Origin of the sequence: Castellaniella sp. (assembly GCF_041675725.1) — a bacterium.
In the GTDB taxonomy this organism is placed as follows: domain Bacteria; phylum Pseudomonadota; class Gammaproteobacteria; order Burkholderiales; family Burkholderiaceae_B; genus Castellaniella.
Genome location: NZ_JBAYTI010000015.1, coordinates 16,677 through 37,291, shown reverse-complemented (window position 1 = coordinate 37,291; position 20,615 = coordinate 16,677). Strand labels below are relative to the sequence as shown.

19 protein-coding genes are annotated in these 20,615 nt (G+C 62.0%); 16 read left to right on the top strand and 3 right to left on the bottom strand.

Annotated features, from left to right (window positions below; translation table 11 throughout):
- Nucleotides 1–4 precede the first annotated feature (4 nt).
- Genes WCZ84_RS04705 through WCZ84_RS04665 form a run of 9 tightly spaced genes read left to right on the top strand, consistent with a single transcriptional unit; the run spans nucleotide 5 to nucleotide 9,875 of the window.
- On the top strand, nucleotides 5–1,300 hold the full coding sequence (locus tag WCZ84_RS04705) for a branched-chain amino acid ABC transporter permease (RefSeq protein WP_372685105.1): 1,296 nt from the start codon (nucleotides 5–7) through the stop codon (nucleotides 1,298–1,300).
- Nucleotides 1,297–2,049, top strand: a complete 753-nt coding sequence (locus WCZ84_RS04700; RefSeq protein WP_372685104.1) for an ABC transporter ATP-binding protein — start codon at nucleotides 1,297–1,299, stop codon at nucleotides 2,047–2,049. Before WCZ84_RS04705 ends, WCZ84_RS04700 begins: the two co-directional genes overlap by 4 nt.
- On the top strand, nucleotides 2,046–2,780 hold the full coding sequence (locus WCZ84_RS04695) for an ABC transporter ATP-binding protein (RefSeq protein ID WP_372685103.1): 735 nt from the start codon (nucleotides 2,046–2,048) through the stop codon (nucleotides 2,778–2,780). The genes WCZ84_RS04700 and WCZ84_RS04695 overlap by 4 nt, the downstream gene beginning before the upstream one ends.
- 23 nt (nucleotides 2,781–2,803) lie before the next feature.
- Nucleotides 2,804–3,301: a VOC family protein gene (locus WCZ84_RS04690; protein WP_372685102.1), complete on the top strand. Its 498-nt coding sequence runs from the start codon at nucleotides 2,804–2,806 to the stop codon at nucleotides 3,299–3,301.
- A gap of 9 nt (nucleotides 3,302–3,310) precedes the next feature.
- Nucleotides 3,311–4,129, top strand: coding sequence for an SDR family NAD(P)-dependent oxidoreductase (locus WCZ84_RS04685; RefSeq protein WP_372685101.1), 819 nt, complete (start codon nucleotides 3,311–3,313; stop codon nucleotides 4,127–4,129).
- A 16-nt stretch (nucleotides 4,130–4,145) separates the two neighbouring features.
- Nucleotides 4,146–6,353, top strand: a complete 2,208-nt coding sequence (locus WCZ84_RS04680) for a thiamine pyrophosphate-dependent enzyme (RefSeq protein WP_372685100.1) — start codon at nucleotides 4,146–4,148, stop codon at nucleotides 6,351–6,353.
- Nucleotide 6,354: 1 nt separating this feature from the next.
- On the top strand, nucleotides 6,355–7,608 hold the full coding sequence (locus WCZ84_RS04675) for a dihydrolipoamide acetyltransferase family protein (protein WP_372685099.1): 1,254 nt from the start codon (nucleotides 6,355–6,357) through the stop codon (nucleotides 7,606–7,608).
- Nucleotides 7,605–9,002 carry a dihydrolipoyl dehydrogenase gene (gene lpdA / locus WCZ84_RS04670; RefSeq protein ID WP_372685098.1) on the top strand — a complete coding sequence of 466 codons (1,398 nt, stop codon included), beginning with the start codon at nucleotides 7,605–7,607 and terminating at the stop codon, nucleotides 9,000–9,002. The genes WCZ84_RS04675 and lpdA overlap by 4 nt, the downstream gene beginning before the upstream one ends.
- Before the next feature lie 39 nt (nucleotides 9,003–9,041).
- Entirely contained in the window at nucleotides 9,042–9,875 is an 834-nt protein-coding gene (locus WCZ84_RS04665; RefSeq protein ID WP_372685097.1) for a shikimate dehydrogenase, read from the top strand.
- Here WCZ84_RS04665 and WCZ84_RS04660 read toward each other — a convergent pair whose 3' ends face one another.
- The 3 genes from WCZ84_RS04660 to WCZ84_RS04650 are packed head-to-tail and all read right to left on the bottom strand — an operon-like array spanning nucleotide 9,876 to nucleotide 12,537.
- Nucleotides 9,876–10,598, bottom strand: a complete 723-nt coding sequence (locus WCZ84_RS04660; RefSeq protein ID WP_372685096.1) for a GntR family transcriptional regulator — start codon at nucleotides 10,596–10,598, stop codon at nucleotides 9,876–9,878. It abuts the gene before it with no gap.
- On the bottom strand, nucleotides 10,595–12,100 hold the full coding sequence (locus tag WCZ84_RS04655; protein WP_372685095.1) for an amidase: 1,506 nt from the start codon (nucleotides 12,098–12,100) through the stop codon (nucleotides 10,595–10,597). Before WCZ84_RS04655 ends, WCZ84_RS04660 begins: the two co-directional genes overlap by 4 nt.
- Nucleotides 12,101–12,102: 2 nt before the next feature.
- Complete coding sequence (locus WCZ84_RS04650; RefSeq protein ID WP_372685094.1) at nucleotides 12,103–12,537, bottom strand: nuclear transport factor 2 family protein; 435 nt, start codon at nucleotides 12,535–12,537, stop codon at nucleotides 12,103–12,105.
- Nucleotides 12,538–12,872: 335 nt separating this feature from the next.
- Between WCZ84_RS04650 and WCZ84_RS04645 the strand changes: the two genes are divergently transcribed.
- The 7 genes from WCZ84_RS04645 to WCZ84_RS04615 all read left to right on the top strand — a co-directional run bounded on the left by WCZ84_RS04645 (nucleotide 12,873) and on the right by WCZ84_RS04615 (nucleotide 20,459).
- The gene (locus tag WCZ84_RS04645) at nucleotides 12,873–14,099 is read left to right on the top strand and encodes a CaiB/BaiF CoA transferase family protein (RefSeq protein ID WP_372685093.1); all 1,227 of its coding nucleotides are present in this window, start codon (nucleotides 12,873–12,875) and stop codon (nucleotides 14,097–14,099) included.
- Nucleotides 14,086–14,904 carry an enoyl-CoA hydratase gene (locus tag WCZ84_RS04640; protein WP_372685092.1) on the top strand — a complete coding sequence of 273 codons (819 nt, stop codon included), beginning with the start codon at nucleotides 14,086–14,088 and terminating at the stop codon, nucleotides 14,902–14,904. The genes WCZ84_RS04645 and WCZ84_RS04640 overlap by 14 nt, the downstream gene beginning before the upstream one ends.
- A gap of 42 nt (nucleotides 14,905–14,946) precedes the next feature.
- The gene (locus WCZ84_RS04635; protein ID WP_372685091.1) at nucleotides 14,947–15,945 is read left to right on the top strand and encodes a C-terminal binding protein; all 999 of its coding nucleotides are present in this window, start codon (nucleotides 14,947–14,949) and stop codon (nucleotides 15,943–15,945) included.
- Between the two features lie 91 nt (nucleotides 15,946–16,036).
- Nucleotides 16,037–16,585, top strand: coding sequence for a TRAP transporter small permease (locus WCZ84_RS04630; RefSeq protein WP_372685090.1), 549 nt, complete (start codon nucleotides 16,037–16,039; stop codon nucleotides 16,583–16,585).
- Entirely contained in the window at nucleotides 16,582–17,856 is a 1,275-nt protein-coding gene (locus WCZ84_RS04625) for a TRAP transporter large permease (RefSeq protein ID WP_372685123.1), read from the top strand. Before WCZ84_RS04630 ends, WCZ84_RS04625 begins: the two co-directional genes overlap by 4 nt.
- Before the next feature lie 17 nt (nucleotides 17,857–17,873).
- A complete protein-coding gene (locus tag WCZ84_RS04620) occupies nucleotides 17,874–18,860 on the top strand; it encodes a TRAP transporter substrate-binding protein (protein ID WP_372685089.1) in 987 nt (328 codons plus the stop codon).
- 345 nt (nucleotides 18,861–19,205) lie between these two features.
- The gene (locus WCZ84_RS04615) at nucleotides 19,206–20,459 is read left to right on the top strand and encodes a RidA family protein (RefSeq protein ID WP_372685088.1); all 1,254 of its coding nucleotides are present in this window, start codon (nucleotides 19,206–19,208) and stop codon (nucleotides 20,457–20,459) included.
- Nucleotides 20,460–20,615: the final 156 nt, after the last annotated feature.

Sequence of the window (20,615 nt, the reverse complement as noted above, 5' to 3'; positions counted from 1 at the left end):
GCCAGTGAATAGGCGCTTTCTTCTGGTTGGGCTGCTGGTCGTCATCGCCCTCGTGGCGGCCCCTCTGGTCATGTCGCAGTCGCTGATCAACGCCGGCATCCAGATGCTGATTGCCAGCCTGTTCGCTTGCGCCTTCAGCCTGCTGTGCGGGCAGGCGGGCATGCTGTCGTTCGGGCACTCCGCCTTTTTCGGGGCCGGCGCCTTTGCCACGGTACACGCCATGGATGCCATGGGTGGGGCGGGGCTGTTGCCAACGCCTTTCATGCCGCTGGTGGGTGCCGTCACCGGCCTGCTGGTCGGGCTGGTGGCTGGCTGGTTCGCCACCAAGCGCACCGGGGTGTATTTCGCCATGATCACGCTGGCCATCGGCGAGCTGCTCTATGCGCTTGCGCCCCACCTGAGCGGCTGGTTCGGCGGCGAGGCCGGCCTGTCGACGATGCGCATGCCGGCCTTCGGCCTGTCTTTCGCCGACAACGTACAGGTCTACTACCTGACGCTGGCCTGGGTGCTGTTGTGCCTGGGGCTGCTTTACCTCTTCATGCGCACCCCATTGGGCCGGGTTGCGCTGGGCCTGCGCGAGAACACGCACCGCATGCGGTTTTTTGGCTACAACGTGCACGTCGCGAGCACCCTGGTGTTTGCCATCTCCACCATGTTCTCGGGGGTGGCGGGCGCCTTGCAGGCCATCAACATCGAGTCGGCGAATTACGTGATCTTCAACCTGGACCTCTCCGCCCAAGTGCTGCTCAACAGCTATATCGGCGGGGTCACGTACTTTCTCGGGCCCGCCGTGGGCGCTGCGCTCATGTCCTTCTTCGGCTATGTCGTCTCCGACCTCACCACATCCTGGCTGCTCTATCAGGGGCTGCTGTTCGTACTGGTCATGCTGTTCATGCCGCGCGGCATCGCTGGCCTGGTACACGCGGTGGCGCAGGCGCTGCGCCGTTGCGGGTTCGCCAGGCTCTGGCGGGCGTTCGCGTTGTACCTGGGCGCCACCGCGCTGCTGGTGGCGGGCACGACCTTTCTCGTCGAACTGCTGCAGCGCCTGTTTTCGCAAGATTACCGTGCTCTGTCGCAGATCGGCGGCAATGCCTGGCCCGACATTCCCCTGTTCGGCGCGAGCTGGGCACCGTTGTCTGTACTCACCTGGCTGCTGCCCGTCCTATTGCTGACGGCAGGAATCTGGTTGCTGGCGCGTGCGGCGCGCCACTGGCGCCGCGCACTCGCATTGGCGGCGCCCGACGACGACAGCCCCGCAACCACCGGCGGTGGGCGCCTGGTATCAGGAGCGTCTTCATGAATCCCGTGGCCCTCTCATTGCGCGATGTACACAAGTCGTTTGGCGACGTCGATATCATCAATGGTGTCGACCTCGACCTGATCGCCGGCGAGCGCCATGCGCTCATAGGCCCCAATGGGGCGGGCAAGTCTACGCTGTTTCACCTCATATCGGGCCAACTGAGCCTGACGCGCGGCACTATTTATCTAGGCGACCAGCGGATCTCCGGGCTGACGCCCGAGCGGGTCAACCGCCTCGGGCTGGCGCGCTCTTTTCAGATCACCAACGTATTTCCCAAGCTGTCGGTCTTCGAGAACCTGCGCCTTGCCGTGATGCGCCAGCACAACCTGCAGTACGTATTCTGGCGCGGCATCGAGGGCCAGCATGCGGTGCGCGAAGAAACCGAGGCGCTGCTCGAACAGCTGCACCTGATGGCGCGGGCCGGCACCCTGGCCACCGAGCTGTCCTACTCCGAACAGCGCGCACTCGAAATCGGCGTGGTACTGGCCTCGCACCCGCAGGTGATCCTGCTCGATGAGCCCATGGCCGGCATGTCGCGCGAAGAATCCGCCTATGCCGTGGACCTGATCCGCAAGGTGACCCACGGCAAGACGCTGCTGATCGTCGAGCACGACATGGATGTCGTCTTCGAGCTCAGCGACCGCATCAGCGTATTGGTGTACGGGCGCATCGTGGCGACTGGCACACCCGCCGAGATCCGCGCGAACGCCGAAGTCAAGGAAGCCTATCTGGGCGAGGAGGTCGCATGACGACGGCTGAACACAGTCCCAATACGACCTTGCTGCAGGTGCGCGACCTGAATGCCTATTATGGCAAGAGCCATATCCTGCACGGCGTCAGCTTCAGCGTAGCGGCCGGCGAAGTGATCAGCCTGCTCGGGCGCAATGGCTCGGGGCGCTCGACCACGCTCAAGGCGATCATGGGGCTGGTGCCGCCGGCTTCGGGTTCGGTGCGCCTGCAAGGCAAGGAACTGGCTGGGCACCGCCCCTACCAAGTGTGCCGCAGCGGCGTGGGCTACGTGCCTGAAGAACGCGAAATCTTTGCCAACCTGACCGTCGAGGAGAACCTGCGCATGGGGGTACAGCCGGGCGTCAAAGGTGCGCCGGCCTGGACCATGGCGCAAATGTACGACTATTTTCCGCGGCTCAAAGAACGCGCCAATACGATGGCCGGCAGTTTATCGGGCGGCGAACAGCAGATGCTCACGATGTGCCGCGCGCTGCTGGGCAACCCCCTGCTGCTGCTGGTAGACGAACCCACCGAAGGCCTGGCGCCCAAAATCGTGGCCGAGGTGGGCGAAATGATTCGCGATATTCACAAACGCGGTGTGGCCGTCATACTCGTAGAGCAAAAGCTCACGATCGCGCTCAAGGTATCCAGCCGCGTGTGCGTGATGGGCCACGGCCAACTGGTCTTCGAAGGCAGCCCAGACGAGCTCTCGGCCCGCCCCGCGCTGCTCGACGAGTGGCTGGCAGTCTGATTTTCTAATCGAGGAAACCAATCATGTCCTTGCAAATGTGCGCCCCCCTGGAAGTGGGGCTCAATGTGTACGACCTCGCCAAGATGCGGGCCTTTTACGAAACCCAGCTGGGCTTGCAATTCATCAATGAAGTCCGTGTTGCGCCCGCCAAGGCCCAGCATGCGGCCCTCAGTCGCACTGGCTACGTGGTGGTGCGCCTGCAGACCCAGCGCGGCGAGCGCCTGAAGCTGCTGGCGGCCGAAACTCCCGTGGCACCGCGCGCCACACAGCCGGCGTTCATACTCGATGCCCCCAACAGCGCCTACCTGACCTTCATCATCAAAGACCTGCGCGCCGCCTGCGCCAGGCTGCAAGCATACGGCAGCGAGTTCCTCACAGGGGCGGAACCCATCGAAGTGCGCCCAGGAACCTGGCTCGCGTTTCTGCGCGACCCGGAAGGCAACGTGGTGGAACTGGTGCAGTACGACGATCTCGCTGCCTATCGCAGCGACCTGGCCACTGCACCCGTGGGCCACAAGTGAGGAAGCAGAATGCCCGATGCAATGGAAAGTCTCAGCGTATTCGCGCGGGGCGAAGGGTTTGCCGGCCTGGCTGACAAGGTGGTCGTCATCACAGGGGCGGCGAGCGGGCTGGGGCGTACCATGGCGCATGCTTTTGCGTCGTGCCACTCGCGCCTGGTGCTGTTCGACCGCAACCGGTCCGGGCTGGATACCGTGCAGGCCACCTTGGCCGCACGCTATGCCGACGTGTCGGTGCGCTGCCGCGAGGGCCTGGTCAACGACCCGGTGCGCGTGCAGGCACTGTTCGACGAGCTGGAAGCCGACGATGGCGGTGTGGACGTGCTGCTGAACAATGCGGGCGTGTCCATGAACCGGCCCACGCTGGAGCTCGGGGCACAAGACTGGCAGCGCGCCATAGACATCAACCTCAACGGCGTCTTTTATTGCGCCCAGGCGGCCGGACGCCTCATGGTGGCCCGTGGCGCGGGCGTCATCATCAACACGGCATCCATGTACGGCGTGGTGGCCGCGCCCAATCGCGCTGCCTACTGTGCCAGCAAGGCGGCGGTGGCGATGTTGAGCAAGGCGCTGGCCGTGGAATGGGGGCCGTCGGGGGTGCGGGTCAATGCGATCGCGCCCGGATACCTGCACACTGCGCTGGTCGATGAGCTGGTTGCCCAGGGGCGCCTGGACGATCGCGCGCTGGCGCGGCGCACCCCGTCGGGGCGCCTGGGCACGCCCGAAGAAATCGCGGCGCTGGTGCTGTTCCTGGCATCGGATCACGCGGCATTCATCAACGGCCATGTGGCCGTGGCCGATGGCGGCTGGTCCGCCAATGGTTATCTGTAATTTGCGAGAGGATCTTATGTCGGAACACATTGCGCTCAAGTCAGAGGCACCCTGGGTAGAGTTGCGCCTGACCCCGGACGACTGGAAAGCGGCCGACCCTCGGGTGCTGGGCACCCTGCTCACGCAGATGCACGTCATCCGCGCGTTCGAGGAAACCGTGGTGGCCCTGGCCCTGGAAGGCCTGGTGCACGGCCCGGCGCACTCCAGCATTGGCCAGGAGGGCGGCGCGGCCGGGGCGCTTGCCTGTCTGCGCGCCGCCGATCAAATCAACGGTTCGCACCGCGGACACCATCACTTTCTCGGCAAGGCCATGGCCTATTTGTATCCCGACGGCATGGACCTGCGCGCGGCGGTCGCACCCGAGCTGCAGGCGCTGTTGCAACGCACGCTGGCGGAAATCCTGGGGCTGTCCCAGGGTTTTTGCCGGGGGCGCGGGGGCTCGATGCACTTGCGCTGGAAGGCGGCCGGGGTCATGGGCACCAACGCCATCGTGGGCGGGGGCGTACCGTTTGCGGCCGGGGCGGCCTGGACACACCGCCACGCCGGCACCGACGACGTGGCAGTCACCTTCTTTGGCGATGGCGCCACCAACATCGGCTCGGTGCTCGAATCCATGAACCTGGCGGCGGCCTGGAAGCTGCCGCTGTGCTTCTTCATAGAGAACAACCGCTACGCGGTGTCGACCAAGGTAGAGGAATCCACAGCGGAAGCCCGCTTGTCTGCGCGCGGCCAGGCGTTCAACATACCCAGCTGGAAAGTCGACGGCATGGACGCGTACGCCGTACACCAGGCGATGCAACAGGCGCTGGCGCACATGCGCGCCGGCCGGGGGCCGACCCTCATAGAGGCCGACGTCTACCGCTACCTGCACCAGAACGGCGGCTACCCGGGCAGCGCCTTTGGCTATCGCAGCAAGGAAGAAGAAACCGAGTGGCGCGCGCGCGATCCGCTCGACCAGTTGGGGGCGCACATGAAGGCGCTGGACCTGGTCACGGACGATGAAATCCAGGCGTTGCGAAACCGCCTGCAGGCGGCCATGGAACAGGTCGTGCAGATTCTGATCGAAGCCGATCCACAGCATCCCGGCAAGCGCCGCATCCGCCCGGAACTATGGCCCGATCCGGGCTTTCGGGACGTGGGTATCCGCAGCGATCTGCACGAGCTCGAAGGGGCTCGCACCGAAGAGCAGGAAACCTTTGGCGGCAGGCTCGTCGAACGCAAGTTCATCGACGTGGTGGCCGACACCATGGGCCACGCCATGGCGGTCGACGACCGCATCGTGGTGTTGGGCGAAGATGTGCACCGGCTCAAGGGCGGCACGAACGGTGCGACGCGCGGGCTGAACGAGCGCTTTCCAGGGCGCGTGCTGGGCACCCCCATCAGCGAGAACTCGTTTGCCGGGCTGGGCGGCGGCATTGCCATGAATGGACGGTTCCGGCCGGTGGTGGAATTCATGTACCCCGACTTCCTGTGGGTGGCTGCCGACCAGGTGTTCAACCAGATCGCCAAGGCGCGCCACATGTTTGGCGGTGACATCCCCATGCCGCTGGTATTGCGCTGCAAGGTTGCGATGGGTACCGGCTATGGTTCGCAGCACTCCATGGATCCGGCCGGCATCTTTGCCACCAGCCCCGGTTGGCGCATCGTGGCGCCGGCGACGCCCTTCGACTATGTGGGCCTGATGAACGCGGCGCTGCACATAGACGACCCCGTGCTCGTCATCGAACACGTAGACCTTTACGCAAGCACGGGGCTGGCCCCGGCAGAAGACTTCAGCTACCAGACGGCCTTCGGCCGTGCGGCGGTGCGCCGACGCGGCGAGCGCCTCACGATCCTGACCTACCTGTCCATGGTGGGGCACTCGCTCGAAGCGGTCGAGCAAACCGGGGTCGATGCCGAAGTGATCGATTTGCGCTGGCTGGATCGTGCAAGCCTCGACTGGGAAACCGTGGGGGAGAGTATCCGCAAGACGAACAACGTGCTGATCGTCGAGCAGGGCTCGCAGGGTACCGCATACGGTACCTGGCTGGGCGACGAACTCCAGCGCCGCTTCTTCGACTGGCTCGATCAGCCGGTGCTGCGCGTCACAGGGGGCGAGGCCTCGCCCAGCATCTCGAAGGTACTAGAGCGCGCCGCCTGTGCCCATACCCAAGAAGTCGTGGAAGGCTTGCAACGCATCATGGCCGGCCAGGGGCTTACCCTGTCCAGCCAGGGGGGACACTGACATGGCCACGCTGCTGAAGATGCCCGAGGTTTCGGCCAACGTCACTTCGGCCGTCATCGTGACCTGGCACAAGGCCGAGGGCGATGCGGTGGCGGTGGGCGATTGCGTCGCCGAGATCGAAACGGACAAGGCCGTCATCGACTTCACCGCCGATGCCGCCGGCACACTGGGCCGCATCCTGGTGCCGGCGGGTGAACAAGCGCAGGTGGGCACACCGGTGGCCGTGCTGCTTGCGCCGGGCGAGACGCGCGCCGATGCGGATGCGCTGATGGCGGGGCAACCCGCCACGGCTGCGCCCGCAACAGTGGCGGCACCCGTGGCGCCCGCTGCGGCGCGACCACCAGCGGCTGCACCTACGCGGATCTTTGCCAGCCCGCTTGCGCGCCGGCTCGCCGCGCAGGCGGGGCTGGCTCTGGATACGCTCACAGGCAGCGGGCCGCACGGGCGTATCATACGGCGCGACGTGGAGGCCGTCACCGCACGCGCAGGCGCCACCGCGCAGCCGGTGATACCCGCTGCCGCAGCGCCCGACGCGGGCGATGCTCGGATTGTGGTGCCGCCACAGGCTACCGGCGACGTGCGCGTGCCGCACAGCGCCATGCGTCGCACGATTGCACGACGTCTGCTGGAAAGCAAAACACAGATCCCGCACTTCTACCTCAAGGCCCAGATCCGCACCCAGGCCCTGTCCGAGCTGCGGCGGCGCATCAACACGCTGCCCGGAGAGCGCCATGTATCGGTCAATGACCTCATCGTCAAGGCCGTGGCCGCGGCGCTGGTCGAAGTACCCGGGATGAACGTCAGCTGGACCGACGACGCCATGATCCAGCATGCACAGGCCGACATTGCCGTGGCGATGTCCACGCCGACGGGGCTGATCACACCCGTGGTGCGCGGCGTCCAGGACAAATCGCTGAGCCGCTTGAGCGCCGAGATCCGCGAACTGGCATCGCGGGCCCGGGCCGGCCGCTTGCAACCGCAGGAATACCAAGGGGGCAGCTTCACCGTCAGCAACCTGGGCATGTACGGCACCACGGAATTTGCCGCCATCATCAATCCCCCCCAGTCGGCTATCCTGGCGGTCGGTGCCATTGCGCCGCAGGTGCTACCCGCACCCGATGGCGGGATGGAGGTCGCTCCGGTGATCAGCGTCGTCCTGTCCGTCGATCACCGGGCGATCGACGGGGCCGTGGCATCGGCCTGGTTGAGCGCATTGCGCAAGATATTGGAAGAACCCCTGGCGGCGCTGGTATGAGTACGGACGACTTCGACGTACTGGTCGTCGGCGGCGGCCCCGGCGGCTACATCGCCGCCATCCGCGCGGCACAGCTGGGCCTGCGCACCGCGCTGGCAGAGCGCGGCGAATTGGGCGGTGTATGCCTGAACTGGGGCTGTATCCCGACCAAGGCGCTGCTGCGCTCGGCCGACGTGCTGCGCCTGGTGCGCACCGCAGGCCACTACGGCGTGCAGGCGCAGGCACCGGCGGCGGACCTGCCGGCCATGGTGGCCCGCTCGCGGGCCATAGCGGGCCAACTGCAACGGGGCGTGGCCTACTTGATGAAGAAAAACGGCGTGCAGGTTCTGCACGCCCAAGCGCGCCTCACCGGCGGCACCGGCGTGGCACTGACATCCGTGGCGGGCAAACCGACGCCCGGGCGGCTTACGGCGCGCCACATCATTCTGGCGACCGGGGCGCGAGCGCGGGTACTGCCGGGGCTCGAACCCGACGCCGCGCGGACCTGGTACTACCGCGAGGCCCTCGCGGCTCCCTTCCTGCCGCGCCGCCTGCTGGTGATCGGAGCCGGCGCCATCGGTGTCGAATTTGCAAGTTTCTTTCACGCGCTGGGTAGTCAGGTTCATATCGTCGAGATGGCCGCGCGCCTGCTGCCGGCCGAAGACGAAGAGGTCAGCGGCTGCATGGCCGAGGCACTGCGCCAGCAAGGCATGCAGCTGCACCTGGGGTGCCGCGTAACCCGAACGGAGCGCACCCGTGCGGGCTGGCAAGTGTGGCTGCAGGGGGGCTCCACAGCCGTCGATGTCGACGTGATCCTGGTGGCGGCGGGCATCGTGGGCAATCACCAAGACCTGGGGCTGGAGCATACTGCCGTCCAAGTGGCGCATGACCACGTGGTGGTGGATGACTACTGCGCCACGCACGAACCGGGCATCTACGCCATCGGCGACCTGGCCGGCCCGCCCTGGTTGGCGCACAAGGCTTCGCACGAGGCCGTGATCTGCGTCGAGTCCATCGCCGGGCTGAACCCCGAGCCCCTGCAGGCGCAGAAGATTCCCGCATGTACCTACAGCTATCCGCAGGTCGCGCACGTGGGGCTCACCGAGACCCAGGCCCGCACCCGCGGCAGTGCCGTGCGTGTCGGGCGCTTTCCGTTCGCCGCCAACGGCAAAGCCATTGCATCGGGCGAGACCCAGGGCTTCGTCAAAGTCGTACTGGACGAAGCCAGCGGCGAGCTGCTGGGCGCGCACATGATGGGCGCCGAGGTCACTGAAATGATTCAAGGTTTTACGGTTGCCATGGGCCTGGAGGCGACTGAAACCGACTTGATCCAGTCCGTGTTCCCGCATCCGACCCAGTCAGAGGCCATGGCCGAGGCGGTGCTGGCTGCCTACGGCCGCGGCCTCAACCGCTAGGCCGTCGAGCGGTACGGCCATCCGTTCCAAGGAGAAACCATGACGATCACTGGAAACACGCGCCTGTGTGCCATTTTGGCCGATCCTGTGGCACAAGTGCGCACGCCGCAGGCCCTGAACGACTACTTCGCGGCCCATGGCACGGATGCCGTGCTGGTGCCCATTCATGTGGCGCCGGATCACCTGGAGGCCGTGCTGCAGGGCCTGCGCCATATGCAGAACCTGGACGGCTTCGTCGTGACAGTACCGCACAAGCAGGCCATCTGCGCATTGTGCGACGAACTGGGGGCCGCGGCACGTGCAGTCGGCGCGGTCAATACCGTCCACCGCACGCCCGATGGTCGCCTGTTGGGCGATACGTTCGACGGGGCCGGCTTCGTGGCCGGCCTGCGCGACCAGGGCCACGACCCGGCCGGGCGCCGGGCCCTGCTGCTGGGCGCCGGCGGCGCGGCTTCGTCAGTGGCATTCGCGCTGGTCGAAGCGGGCGTGGCCCGCCTGACGATTGCCAATCGCACGGCGGCCAAAGCGCAAAGGCTCGTCGACATTCTGCAACGTGCCTGGCCGGCCGCAGAGGTACGCGTGGGCCCAGCCGACCCTGCCGACCATGACCTTGTCGTCAATGCCACGTCGCTGGGCATGCGCCCAGGCGATCCATTGCCCTTGGATGCCGCGCGCCTGCGCCCCGGAACCCTGGTGGCCGAAGTCATCATGAAACCGCGGGAAACGGCGCTGTTGCAGGCAGCCCGCGCACGGGGTTGCGAGATACACCATGGCCATCACATGCTGGCACAGCAGGTGGCGCTCATCGCTCGTTTCTTGTGTGGTGGCGTGCCGCAGCAGTCTTCCATGGATGACGAACGCCGCCCACGCTGATTATCGTTCGCCCTGTTCGTTCAGCCTGGTAATGAACATGACGAAGTCCGCGTGGTCCAGCCTGCGTATGTCGATATGAAATTGCATCAGCTCTCCGGCCTTTCGCGCATCCCCTTCGAATATGGCCTGTGCCACGTCGCGGTGCTCTTCTATAGAGGCGAGGATGCGGCCTGACGCCTTGAGCGTATTATGCCGGTAACGTGCGATTCTTCGGAAAAGCATGTTGGCAAGCTCTTCAAGGACCGGGTTGTGGGAGCCTTGGTAAATCATTTCGTGGAAGCGTCGATTTTGCACCACGTATTCACCGAGCGATGGCGGCTGATCGGACGTGGCGAATTCTGCCAGGGCCCGCAGTGCCTTGCGTTCTTTGATGGACATGCGTTGCGCCGATAATCGGGCGCAGAGGCTTTCAAGTTCTGCCATGACTTCAAACGTCTGGAAGAGCTCGGTCACGCTGATGGTGGATACGAAAGTCCCGAGGCGGCCCCGCTTTATTGCCAGGCCTGCGGATACCAGGCGGTTCAATGCCTCGCGCACGGGTGTACGCGAGACACCGTATTTTTGAGCGAACAGCCGTTCGTCGAGCCGCTCGCCCGGGCCGATTTCGCCGCTGACGATGGCCTCTTCGAGCAACCGATAAACGCGATCACGCAGGTCTTCATTTTCTGGGGTGCCGTCGTCCTGTAGGAACTCGGGGTCGCGGGACAGAGGGCGCTTCGTCATTGTGGTGCGTGGGGTGTCGGTTCAGTTGCAGAGCGCATACCGGGTGTGGAGATATGATAATCGAGTTCAACCGCTTCATCCAAGCGAATCGGGCGGCGCTGCAAGACATGGGGTTGAAAATGCGTGTATGCGGACGCGGCATTCAATACCTGGTCTTCGCGCATCCTGCGGCCGACGATCTGAAGGCCTGCGGGTGCGCCAGAGGCCGTGTAGCCGCATGGTACGGAAGCGGCCGGCAATCCCAGTAGAGTAAACGCATAGACCAGCAGGAAAATGTCGTAATAACGCGCTACTGGCTGATTGCCTACTTTGTCTGGCAACGGCTCGTCCAGCCGGAAGGGTGGGGCGCCGACCGTGGGTGTCAGGATGAGGTCGTAGCGATCCTGAAACGCGCGCACCCTTTGCCAGTATTGCGTGCGCAGACGCTCGGCCTGGGCAACGGATTTCAGATCCAGTTTCAATGCGTCTTCGAGTTGGCCGATGAGCTGGGTGGTCAACAGGTTTCCGTGATCCCGCACCAGCGTGGAAAAACGGGCCACAATCCCGTAGCCACGGGTGCCGGCGATGATGGCTTTGATGTCACTTGCGTTGAAACAGGCCTCGTCCACGGTGCACCCCATGGACTGGAATGCGGCAGCCGCTTGTTTGGCAAGCCGTTCAATCTCTGGATCCACTGGGGCAATGCCGCCCAGGTTCGCGCAATACGCGATTTTCAGCCCGCGCAGGTCCGCCAGGCCCGCTGCGGCCTTTTCATAATCGCAGCTGGATGTGGGAAGGGATATCGGGTCGCGGTCGTCCTGTCCGGCAATGACGGACAGCAGCAAGCCCAGGTCTTCCACGTGGCGCGCCATGGGGCCTTGGACATGATGAACCAAGGTATCCCAGCCAAATTCGGATGGGTACACCGGTACCCGGCCGGGGCTGGGGCGCAATCCGGATATGCCGCACCAGGCGGCGGGTATCCGGATTGAACCCCCGAGGTCGGTGCCCAGCCCTATGGGCGCGAAATCCGCCGCTATTGCGGCCGCGCTGCCGCCGCTGGATCCCCCCGTGCTGATATTGAGATCGATCGGGTTCCGCGTGAGGCCAAACAGCGGGTTGCTTGTATTGATGTCTGTGGCGAACTCGGACGTATTCGTCTTTCCCAGCAAGACACCGCCGGCGTCCAGTATGCGCTGCACGCAAATCGCATTTTCTTCGGGGATGTGGTTCTGCAGTACGTAGGACCCGTATGTCGTACGCAGATTCTTTGTGAGAATATTGTCCTTTACCACAAACGGCACCCCTTCCAGGGGACGTGGTGCGCCGCCCTTGGCCAGGCGCTCGTCGCGGGCCCTGGCCTGGTCCAGGATATCTGGAGCCAGTGTAATAATGGCGTTGAGAGCCGGGTTGAACCGTTGGATCTGGTCCAGGAAAGCAGACGCTGTTTCCAGGGCGCTGATTTTTCTGCGTGCAATATGGCGCGCCAGATCACCGGCACTTGCGCGAATGATGTCATCCATGGCTATTTGGCTTTCAGATTGAAAGTAGAGCCGTCCATCATCAGGCGGCGGTGTGCGAATTTCCATGCGCCTGCTTCTTTGACGATACGGTCTTCGTAGACGCCACAGTCGGCGATTGCCGGTAGTTCGCCCGGGGTGCCATTGAACGCCAACAGATAGCAACGGCCTCTGACGCTGCCATCGCTGTTTTGCTCCAGGTGGATGCTGCCATTCCAATGGCGGCGATAGATGTGCTGCCTTCCAGAAAAGTCTCGCTTCTTGAAGGCCTTGAAGTTCTCGGCCCCGGTGACTGTAATGCCCAATGGGATCAGTTCGAGCAGCCCGTCGCTGCTGAAGCATGACGCGTAGCCTTCGGCGTCGCCAGCATCGCTTGCCAGATTGTACAGAGAGTACAGGTTTTGGATCTCGATGTAATCCTGCGCATTGATTGTCGTCATATGGCGTCTCCGTGTGATGTGGGTATAAGATGTATCGATTCTTGGTTCTTCATGTGATTCTAAATGTATACCAAGGAATGTTCAATAGGTCTGAAAACGACTTGCCGGATCGGTCGTCACGGCCAATCACGGTTCAAAATCCGGCTTTCTTCCACCCGTTCAGGGCGCCTGCCTGTAAGTGAAAGTATCAATGAAGGTATCCGCTGTAGGGGTGTATGACAGGATTGTGTTTCCTTGGATCTTTATGCTATCTTCTAAAAAAACCAAGATTTGTCATAAAAGTACCTAAAGGCGCTCGCCCAGTTTCGTGGACTGTCTCGAGAGGAGGATAACGAATGGAATTGCCGCTCAGCGGGATACGGGTTCTGGATCTCAGCCAGGTCATGGCGGGTCCGTTTTGTACGATGTTGCTGGGGGACATGGGGGCAGACGTCATCAAGGTCGAGCCGCCCGGTACCGGAGACCAGACTCGGGCCTCCATGGGCTATCGCTTGAAGGGCAATGACAGCAACGGCTTTCTTCAGTTGAACCGGAACAAGCGCAGTATCGAGCTGGATCTGAAAAATGACGCGGGGCGCGGCGTACTCTATGAGCTGGTCAAAACCTCGGATGTGCTCGTGGAGAACAGCCGTCCTGGGGTGGCGCAGCGCCTGGGCTTCGACTATCGCACGGTAGCGGCGCTGAATCCACGGCTAGTGTACGCCAGCATCTCGGGCTTTGGCCAAACTGGCCCATGGTCTCAACGCCCCGGGTTCGACATGATCGCGCAAGCCATGAGCGGTGTCATGAGTACGGCCGGGCACAAGGGCGGGGTTCCGGTGCGCAATAGCATTTCAATCGCGGATTTAGGTGCGGGCCTGATGGCCTTGTATGGCATTCAGTCGGCCTTGATCGGGCGCGCTGCTTCGGGGCGCGGCCAGTACGTCGATGCTTCACTATTCGATGCTGCGTTGAGCCTGTCCATTTGGGAAATCGCCGAATACTGGAGCACGGGCGAGTCGCCGCAGCCCATGGGATCGGCCAATCGCATGAGCGCCCCTTACCAGGTGGTGCATGCACAAGACGGTTATTTTGTCATTGGCGCCGCTAACCAGAAACTCTGGCTGCTGCTGTGCGACGTAATGGGGCGTGCTGATCTGGTCGACGATCCCCGGTTCGTGGACAACATTTCAAGGCTCGCAAACAGGGAAGCACTCATCTCCGAGCTCGAAAATACTTTCGAGACGGATCGGGTCTCTCACTGGGTCGAGAAATTGCTCGACGTGGGGGTGCCTTGCGGGCCGCTCTATGACTACCGGCAAGCGCTGGACAGCGATCATGTGCGGGCACGCAACATGGTAATGAGCACGCGTCATCCTGTGGAAGGCGATCTGAAGCTGATCGGATATCCCGTGAAGCTGAGCGACACGCCGCAGCAGTTGCGCAGGGCCCCGCCTTTACTGGGCGAACATACTGAAGAAATACTCGCATCGCTCGGATTTTCCAAGTCGGACGTTCAGACGCTTCGTGAACAGGGCGTATTCGGTGCGGCAGAGGGAGCAGCAGGCAATGTCCATAAATGAAAGAATCAGAAACTTGTCAAGCATTGCGGGCGGCTTGATGGGCTGGGAGCAGCGCGGACAGGTCGGGGTGGTGACCTTTAACCGGCCCGAGGTGCGCAATGCCATGACCATGGGTATGTACCACGACCTGGCACAAGTATGCCGGGAACTGGACACGGGGGGGGGTGGCGTTCGCGTTCTGCTGCTGATCTCATCAGACCAGAATGCATTTGTCAGCGGCACCGATATTTCTGAATTCAAGGCTTTTTCCACTCCGGAAGATGCGCTTGCCTATGAGGAGACGGTCGGGCGCTGCCTTACAGTTCTTGAGAGGTGCGCCATACCAGTCATTTCAGCGATATCCGGTGCGTGTACGGGGGGTGGCATGGGGATTGCGGTATGCAGCGACATCCGTATCGCGCAAGCCAACATCAAGTTCGGCGTACCCATCGCCCGTACGGTAGGAAACTGCCTGTCCGTTGAAAGCATCGATCGATTTGTTCGTTTGCTGGGTGTCGCCCGTGTGAAAGAACTGGTGATGACCGCCGAATTCGGCAATGCCGACAAAGCCATGGCCTGGGGCTTGGTTTCCGAGGTCCTGGCCGATTGGGCCGCGCTGGTAAATCGAGCCCATGAGTTGGCGGCCTCTGTCGCCGAAAATGCGCCGATCACGTTGTCCGTCACAAAAGAGGCGGTGCGGCGGCTGGCCAAAGTGCCTCTGCCCGAAGGGGGGGACTTGATCCGCCGCGCATATATGTCGCGGGATTTCCGCGAAGGGGTCGATAGTTTTCTCAACAAGCGCAAGCCCCGATGGACGGGGGGCTGACCGCTCGCGGACCTTGAAAAATGAATGCCGGAGGCAAGTTGAATGAGTGTTCACGACAAATACAAGGTCGTGCTGACCGACTACGTTTGGCCAAGCCCGGACGTTGAAAAGCGGATATTGTCGGATGTGGCCGACATCACCGTTTTGAACACGACCCAGCCCGAAGATTTTCTGGCGCACGTGGGGGATTGCGATGCGCTGCTGAATACGTATGCCGGGCCCATCACCGCAGAGATCATGGCCGCCATGCCAAAATGCCGCATCATTGCCCGTTATGGCATTGGCGTCGACACGATAGACCTTCAGGCTGCCACCGAGGCGGGCATCATCGTGACCAACAATCCAGACTATTGCGTGGACGAAGTGGCCGACCATACGCTTGCGCTGCTGCTGGGCGGGGTGCGTGAGGCGTTCCGGCTGGATCGCCATGTCCGCGCCGGTGGCTGGGACGTCATGCAAGGAATCAACGCGTTTCGTCTCAAGGGCAAGGTGCTGGGCTTGATTGGGTTTGGAAAGATCGCGCGGCGGGTGGCCGGCAGGGCAGCGGCATTCGGCCTGGAAATCATTTACCACGATCCCTATCTAGAGAGCCCGCCTGAAGATCCCGTGGCTCGACCGGTCGATTTGGATGTTTTGTTGCGCGAAGCGGACATCCTCTCTCTGCACGTTCCTCTGACTGAAACCTCCCGGGGCATGTTTGGCGACGAGCTTTTTGGCCGCATGAAGCGGGGGGTGATTTTCCTGAACGTATCGCGCGGACCCATCGTCGACACGATGGCGTTGGTGCGTGCGCTGGATGCGGGCATAGTGGCCGCCTGCATGTTGGATACCGTGGACCCGGAGCCGCTGCATGCCGATCACCCGCTGCGCGGGCGTGACAACGTGACGATAACGCCCCATGCGGCCTGGTATAGCAAAGAATCCATGGTGGCGCTGCAGTCCGGCGCGCCGAACGAGGTGCGCAAGGTGCTGATGGGCACCTGGCCGCTGAACGTCGTCAATCCGGCCGTCAAGAAAAAAAACAGGGCGGGCATCCAATAAGAGAGCGCATAGGGTTCGCGGATCTGCACAGAAAACACTCGTTCACTATGAGCCATAAAAACCGGCCAAGTGGTAGTACAGGAGACATGACGTGAAGAATCAAGGCATTCCGTGGTTGAAGGTGGTCTTTGATAATGCGGAAGAGATATTGGCCACCGTTTTGCTGGTCATCACATTATTGGCAATTGCTTTGCAGATTACTGCCAGGTCCGCGTTCAATGCGCCCTTGGTGTGGCCGGAAATGCTGGCACAGTTTTTATTTCTTTGGGCTTCCGTTCTCGGTACGGTGGGCGCCATCAAGAGATTCGAACTGATCCGCATTGATTCTTTGCTCCTGTGGGCACCAAGACCTGTGCGGGCAGTGCTCGAGTGGATCGGGTGGGTTTCGATCTGTGCCTTGCTGGTCGTTCTGGGCTTTAAAGGCTGGCAGTTGGCGATGAGGACAACCACATTGGCAACCCCGCTGCCCATCACCTGGGCGTGGGGGTATGCGGCGGCACCGGCCTTTTCGATATGCGCACTCCTGCGTCTTTGCCAAATGAAATTCTTCGATTATCGGTTCATGCTAGTCGAGTCTTTTCTGCCCGATCCCCCAGCCGTCGTGCTTACGACGGATCAGGAGCAGGGAGACAACGCATGATCACAGCCCTGTTGGTCCTGATAGCGACGTTGCTCATTGGCGTGCCGGTGGCGTTTTCAATCGGTCTGGCCTCATTGGCATATTTTCTGGCTGCCGGTGCAAACCTTCTGGTGTTTCCGCAGCAGGTCATTGGCCAACTGAGCGCGCTTTCTCTGGTGGCCATACCTTTCTTCATCTTGGCGGGCGAGTTGATGAATACCGGCGGCATTACAATGCGCATCTTCAATTTTGCGCTGGCTGTCGTGGGCCGGGTGCCCGGCGCGCTGGGGCATGCCAATGTGCTGGGCAGTATGCTGTTTGCCGGCATGTCGGGGTCCGCCGTCGCAGACGTCGCCAGCCTGGGCCGGGTCGAGCTCAAGGCCATGCGTGAAAATGATTATCCCGATGACCTGAGCGTGGGCTTGACGGTTTCGTCGGCCACCCTCGGTCCCATCATCCCGCCAAGTATCAATATGGTGATATATGGCAGTATTGCAGGGGTCCCCGTTGGGCTTCTGTTCATGGGGGGCGTGATGCCCGGCGTGCTGAGCGGTGCCGCGCTGATGATGACATTTGCCTATATATATCGTCGTCGCCGCCTCCATACTCCGCGGGTTGCCACCATATCCATTGGGTCGGCATTTCGCTCTGCGTTCTGGGCCCTCATGACGCCAGTGGTGCTGCTGGGGGCCCTGTTCTCGGGGTTCGCGACCCCCACGGAATCCGCGGTCATTGCCGCCATCTACGCGTCTATCGTTGCCCTGTTTGTCTACAAAGAGATGAGCTACGCTCAATTCTTCAGGGCGCTTCTGTCCACCACCATATTGTCGGCGGCGATCATGGTGATACTGGGCCTTTCCGCACCATTGGGATACATCATTGCGCGTGATCAGGTGGCCAGCCAAGTTGCCATGACCATGGTCAGCACGATCAGCGATCATAGCTGGTTGCTTCTTGCGCTGGCACTTCTGCTGCTCATCGTCGGGATTTTTCTTGAAGTGGCGCCCGCGATGATCATATTGGTTCCCATCGTAAGCCCGCCATTGGTTGCGGCCGGGATCGATCCCATATTGCTTGGCGTGTTCATCGTCTATGGGCTGGGTATTGGCTTGATTTCACCCGGGTTGGGTATGTGTCTGTTCGTAGGCAGCCAGATTTCCGGAATGTCGCTGGAGCGCGTCATGTTGGCTGTTCTACCTTTCATTTTCCCTCTCATAGTCGTGTTGTTGTTGATGATCCCTTTTCCAGAGATAGTGACCTGGATTCCCACGCTGGTATATGGGAAATACTGATAATCAAGGAGATATAAATGAAACGGATTAATTCGACATTACTGTTCTTGGTCATATTTTTTGGTGTCGCGTTCGGTGGCACTGCGTGGGCCCAGAAGGCCATCGAGTTTCAATTGGGGCACGGTCTGGCCGTCAATACCCCTGCGGACCTGGGGGCCAAACGGTTTGCGGAATTGGTCAATGAACGGTCGGGCGGTGATATCAAAATCACCGTTTTCCCCGGGGGGGCCCTGGGCAACGAACAGCAGTTGATCGAGGGGCTGCAGATTGGCGCCCTGGATATGGCGGTGACCGTAGGGGCCGGCTTTGGCACGGTATTGCCCGAAGCCAATGCACTGGGATTCCTGTATTTGTTCCGGGATCCGGACCATATGCAGCGCGTCATGCGGGGCGACATCGGGGCGGAGCTGGCAAAAAAACTCTATGACCAGACGAGCATCCGTTTGATCGACGGCTCATGGTACTACGGCACCCGCCACCTCACGGCCAACAGGCCTGTTGTCCATCCGGATGATCTGAAAGGGATGCGGGTGCGGGTATTGCCCGTGCCGATCTACGAGGCCGGATGGCGTGCCCTGGGTGCATCACCAACCCCGATCGCTTTTGGTGAGCTGTTTACGGCCATAGAAACGAACACCGTCGATGCACAGGAGAATCCACTCTCCATCATCAAAAGCGTCGGGATTCCGCTCGTACACAAGAATCTGACGCTGACCGGGCATATCGTGGCCAACATCACCGTGGCCATGAGCGATGATGCATATAAAAAATTGTCCGATGATCAGATCGAGCTGATTCGCACGGCGGCCCGGGACGCCGGTGCTTACCAGGATGAGATCGTCCGGAATGCCGACGGGGCCTTGATCGACGAGTTCAAGGCGGCGGGGATGAAGATTGTGGACCCTGACCAAAACGAGTTCCGCGCGAAAGTGGCGGATTTGCCGTCCAAATTTGAAGGGGGAAAATTGGCGGACCTGTTTGACAGAATTCAAGCGGTTGAATAAGCGATAAGCGCTTTTTCCGGTGACCCGATACCTTTCTTCGATTGCGTCGATTGCAATCACGTAGATAACGTAGCGGGTCAGCCGCCGGGCACCAGGGGCATCGATTGCCCCATTTTTTTGTGCGGTTTCCGAGATCGTCGCATGCGCGATTCGATCCGGCACATGAATCGAGCGCGAGAGTGCATGATGGCCAAATCCATCGTAATCCACAGGTATATAAAAAAGCAGGATTATTTTCTCAGATAGTGATAATTGTGCGGGCCCGGTGCCTGGTTTCTACAGTACTATGTCCACGGGACCTGGTGACCCCTTGACATTTCATGAAACAACTGGAGCGATGCCATCATGCACACTATCCTCGATCCCATTCCCATTGGCGGCGGCGTCACGCTGGCGCGTGTCGTACAGGCCGGGCGCTGGCTGTTTGCCCAGGGGAACATGGCCACGCGGCACTGCGGCGGGCTGCAGAGCCCCGGCCCCCGCGATGGCCAAGATCCGCTGCTCCAAGAGCCCGCCGGCCTGGCGCAGGGGCGTTGGGTGTACGAATCGCTGGCCAGCGCGTTCGCCAAGGCGGGGGCTACGCTGGAAGACCTGCTGCGCATAGACCAGTTCTATGATTCGCCCGAATCCGTCTATCCCTATCATCTGGCTCGCCAGCAGGCGCTGGGGGCCATCGTCCCCCCCAGCACGTCCGTCATCGTGCCGGGCCTGCTGGCCCCGCAGGCGACGCTTTGCCTTGAAGCCATCGGCGCCATCGGCGCACAAGAGCGCAGGCAGGCGATCAATGCCTCGGGCATTCCTGTCTCGCGGGCGTCATCGGGCTTTGCCGCGATCATGACCTTCGAAGAGTATATTTTCGTGGCGGGCCAGGTGGCCGACGCGCTCGACAGCAACGGGATTGCCAAAGAGGCCACCATGAACCCCGAATACACGTGGGATCGCTCTGAAATCGCCCGCCAGGCCGATTACGTGCTGCACAATGTGATCAAAGCCGCCGAGCTGGCCGGGTCGGATCGCGAGCACGTCGTCAAGGCCCAGGTATTCCTGAGAAACATGCGCGACCTGCCCCAGCTCGACGAGGTCTGGCGGCGGATTTTTGGCACCGAAGGGCCGGCCCGCAGCGTTGCGCCAGCCTCTGCCCTCGCGCTGAAAAAGGGCATCATCGAGGTGAATCTGGTCTGCGTGCGCAAGGGTACCGCAATCCGCCGCAGCCAGCCCGACCCACGGTCGGGCGTCCCGGCAATCGTCAGTGCCACCGACATGACCCATCTCTCGGGTGTCAGCGCACAACAGGATGGCAAGCTGGCCGAAAGCGTACGGCGGCTCGCACCGGATCGCTACACGCACAGCATGGTTGCCGCAGAGACCGAGGTCCTGATCGACCAGGTCGAGGCTCGCCTGGAACACCATGGCCGGACACTCGACGAGCTCGTGCGCATCCAGCAATATCACACGGACCTGCGCGACTTCCTTGCCTCGGCGCAAGTCTGGCAGCGCCGCTTGGGTGGCCCGGTGCCCCTATCGGCTGTTCAGGTCGACGGCGCACTGGTGCCGGCCGGTGCGACCATAACGGCCGACTGCTGGGCCGTCGCATCCTGACACCGGAACACAGGCGTCCGGTGCAGGTCTTGCAGATCGAGGGTTTGTACTGAGTTATTTTACTAAGTGAGAATTTACCCGTCGAATGTTTGACATGCGCCAGACGCCACATCTAGTATTGGATCAGCGTTGGCGATTACGGTGTGTAAAGCTCGA

Bases quoted from the DNA above. Each gene is read 5' to 3' on its own strand.
- WCZ84_RS04700 (WP_372685104.1), top strand. From the start codon at position 1,297: ATGAATCCCGTGGCCCTCTCATTGCGCGATGTACACAAGTCGTTTGGC.
- WCZ84_RS04695 (WP_372685103.1), top strand. From the start codon at position 2,046: ATGACGACGGCTGAACACAGTCCCAATACGACCTTGCTGCAGGTGCGC.
- WCZ84_RS04690 (WP_372685102.1), top strand. From the start codon at position 2,804: ATGTCCTTGCAAATGTGCGCCCCCCTGGAAGTGGGGCTCAATGTGTAC.
- WCZ84_RS04685 (WP_372685101.1), top strand. From the start codon at position 3,311: ATGCCCGATGCAATGGAAAGTCTCAGCGTATTCGCGCGGGGCGAAGGG.
- WCZ84_RS04680 (WP_372685100.1), top strand. From the start codon at position 4,146: ATGTCGGAACACATTGCGCTCAAGTCAGAGGCACCCTGGGTAGAGTTG.
- WCZ84_RS04675 (WP_372685099.1), top strand. From the start codon at position 6,355: ATGGCCACGCTGCTGAAGATGCCCGAGGTTTCGGCCAACGTCACTTCG.
- lpdA (WP_372685098.1), top strand. From the start codon at position 7,605: ATGAGTACGGACGACTTCGACGTACTGGTCGTCGGCGGCGGCCCCGGC.
- WCZ84_RS04665 (WP_372685097.1), top strand. From the start codon at position 9,042: ATGACGATCACTGGAAACACGCGCCTGTGTGCCATTTTGGCCGATCCT.
- WCZ84_RS04660 (WP_372685096.1), bottom strand. From the start codon at position 10,598: ATGACGAAGCGCCCTCTGTCCCGCGACCCCGAGTTCCTACAGGACGAC.
- WCZ84_RS04655 (WP_372685095.1), bottom strand. From the start codon at position 12,100: ATGGATGACATCATTCGCGCAAGTGCCGGTGATCTGGCGCGCCATATT.
- WCZ84_RS04650 (WP_372685094.1), bottom strand. From the start codon at position 12,537: ATGACGACAATCAATGCGCAGGATTACATCGAGATCCAAAACCTGTAC.
- WCZ84_RS04645 (WP_372685093.1), top strand. From the start codon at position 12,873: ATGGAATTGCCGCTCAGCGGGATACGGGTTCTGGATCTCAGCCAGGTC.
- WCZ84_RS04640 (WP_372685092.1), top strand. From the start codon at position 14,086: ATGTCCATAAATGAAAGAATCAGAAACTTGTCAAGCATTGCGGGCGGC.
- WCZ84_RS04635 (WP_372685091.1), top strand. From the start codon at position 14,947: ATGAGTGTTCACGACAAATACAAGGTCGTGCTGACCGACTACGTTTGG.
- WCZ84_RS04625 (WP_372685123.1), top strand. From the start codon at position 16,582: ATGATCACAGCCCTGTTGGTCCTGATAGCGACGTTGCTCATTGGCGTG.
- WCZ84_RS04620 (WP_372685089.1), top strand. From the start codon at position 17,874: ATGAAACGGATTAATTCGACATTACTGTTCTTGGTCATATTTTTTGGT.
- WCZ84_RS04615 (WP_372685088.1), top strand. From the start codon at position 19,206: ATGCACACTATCCTCGATCCCATTCCCATTGGCGGCGGCGTCACGCTG.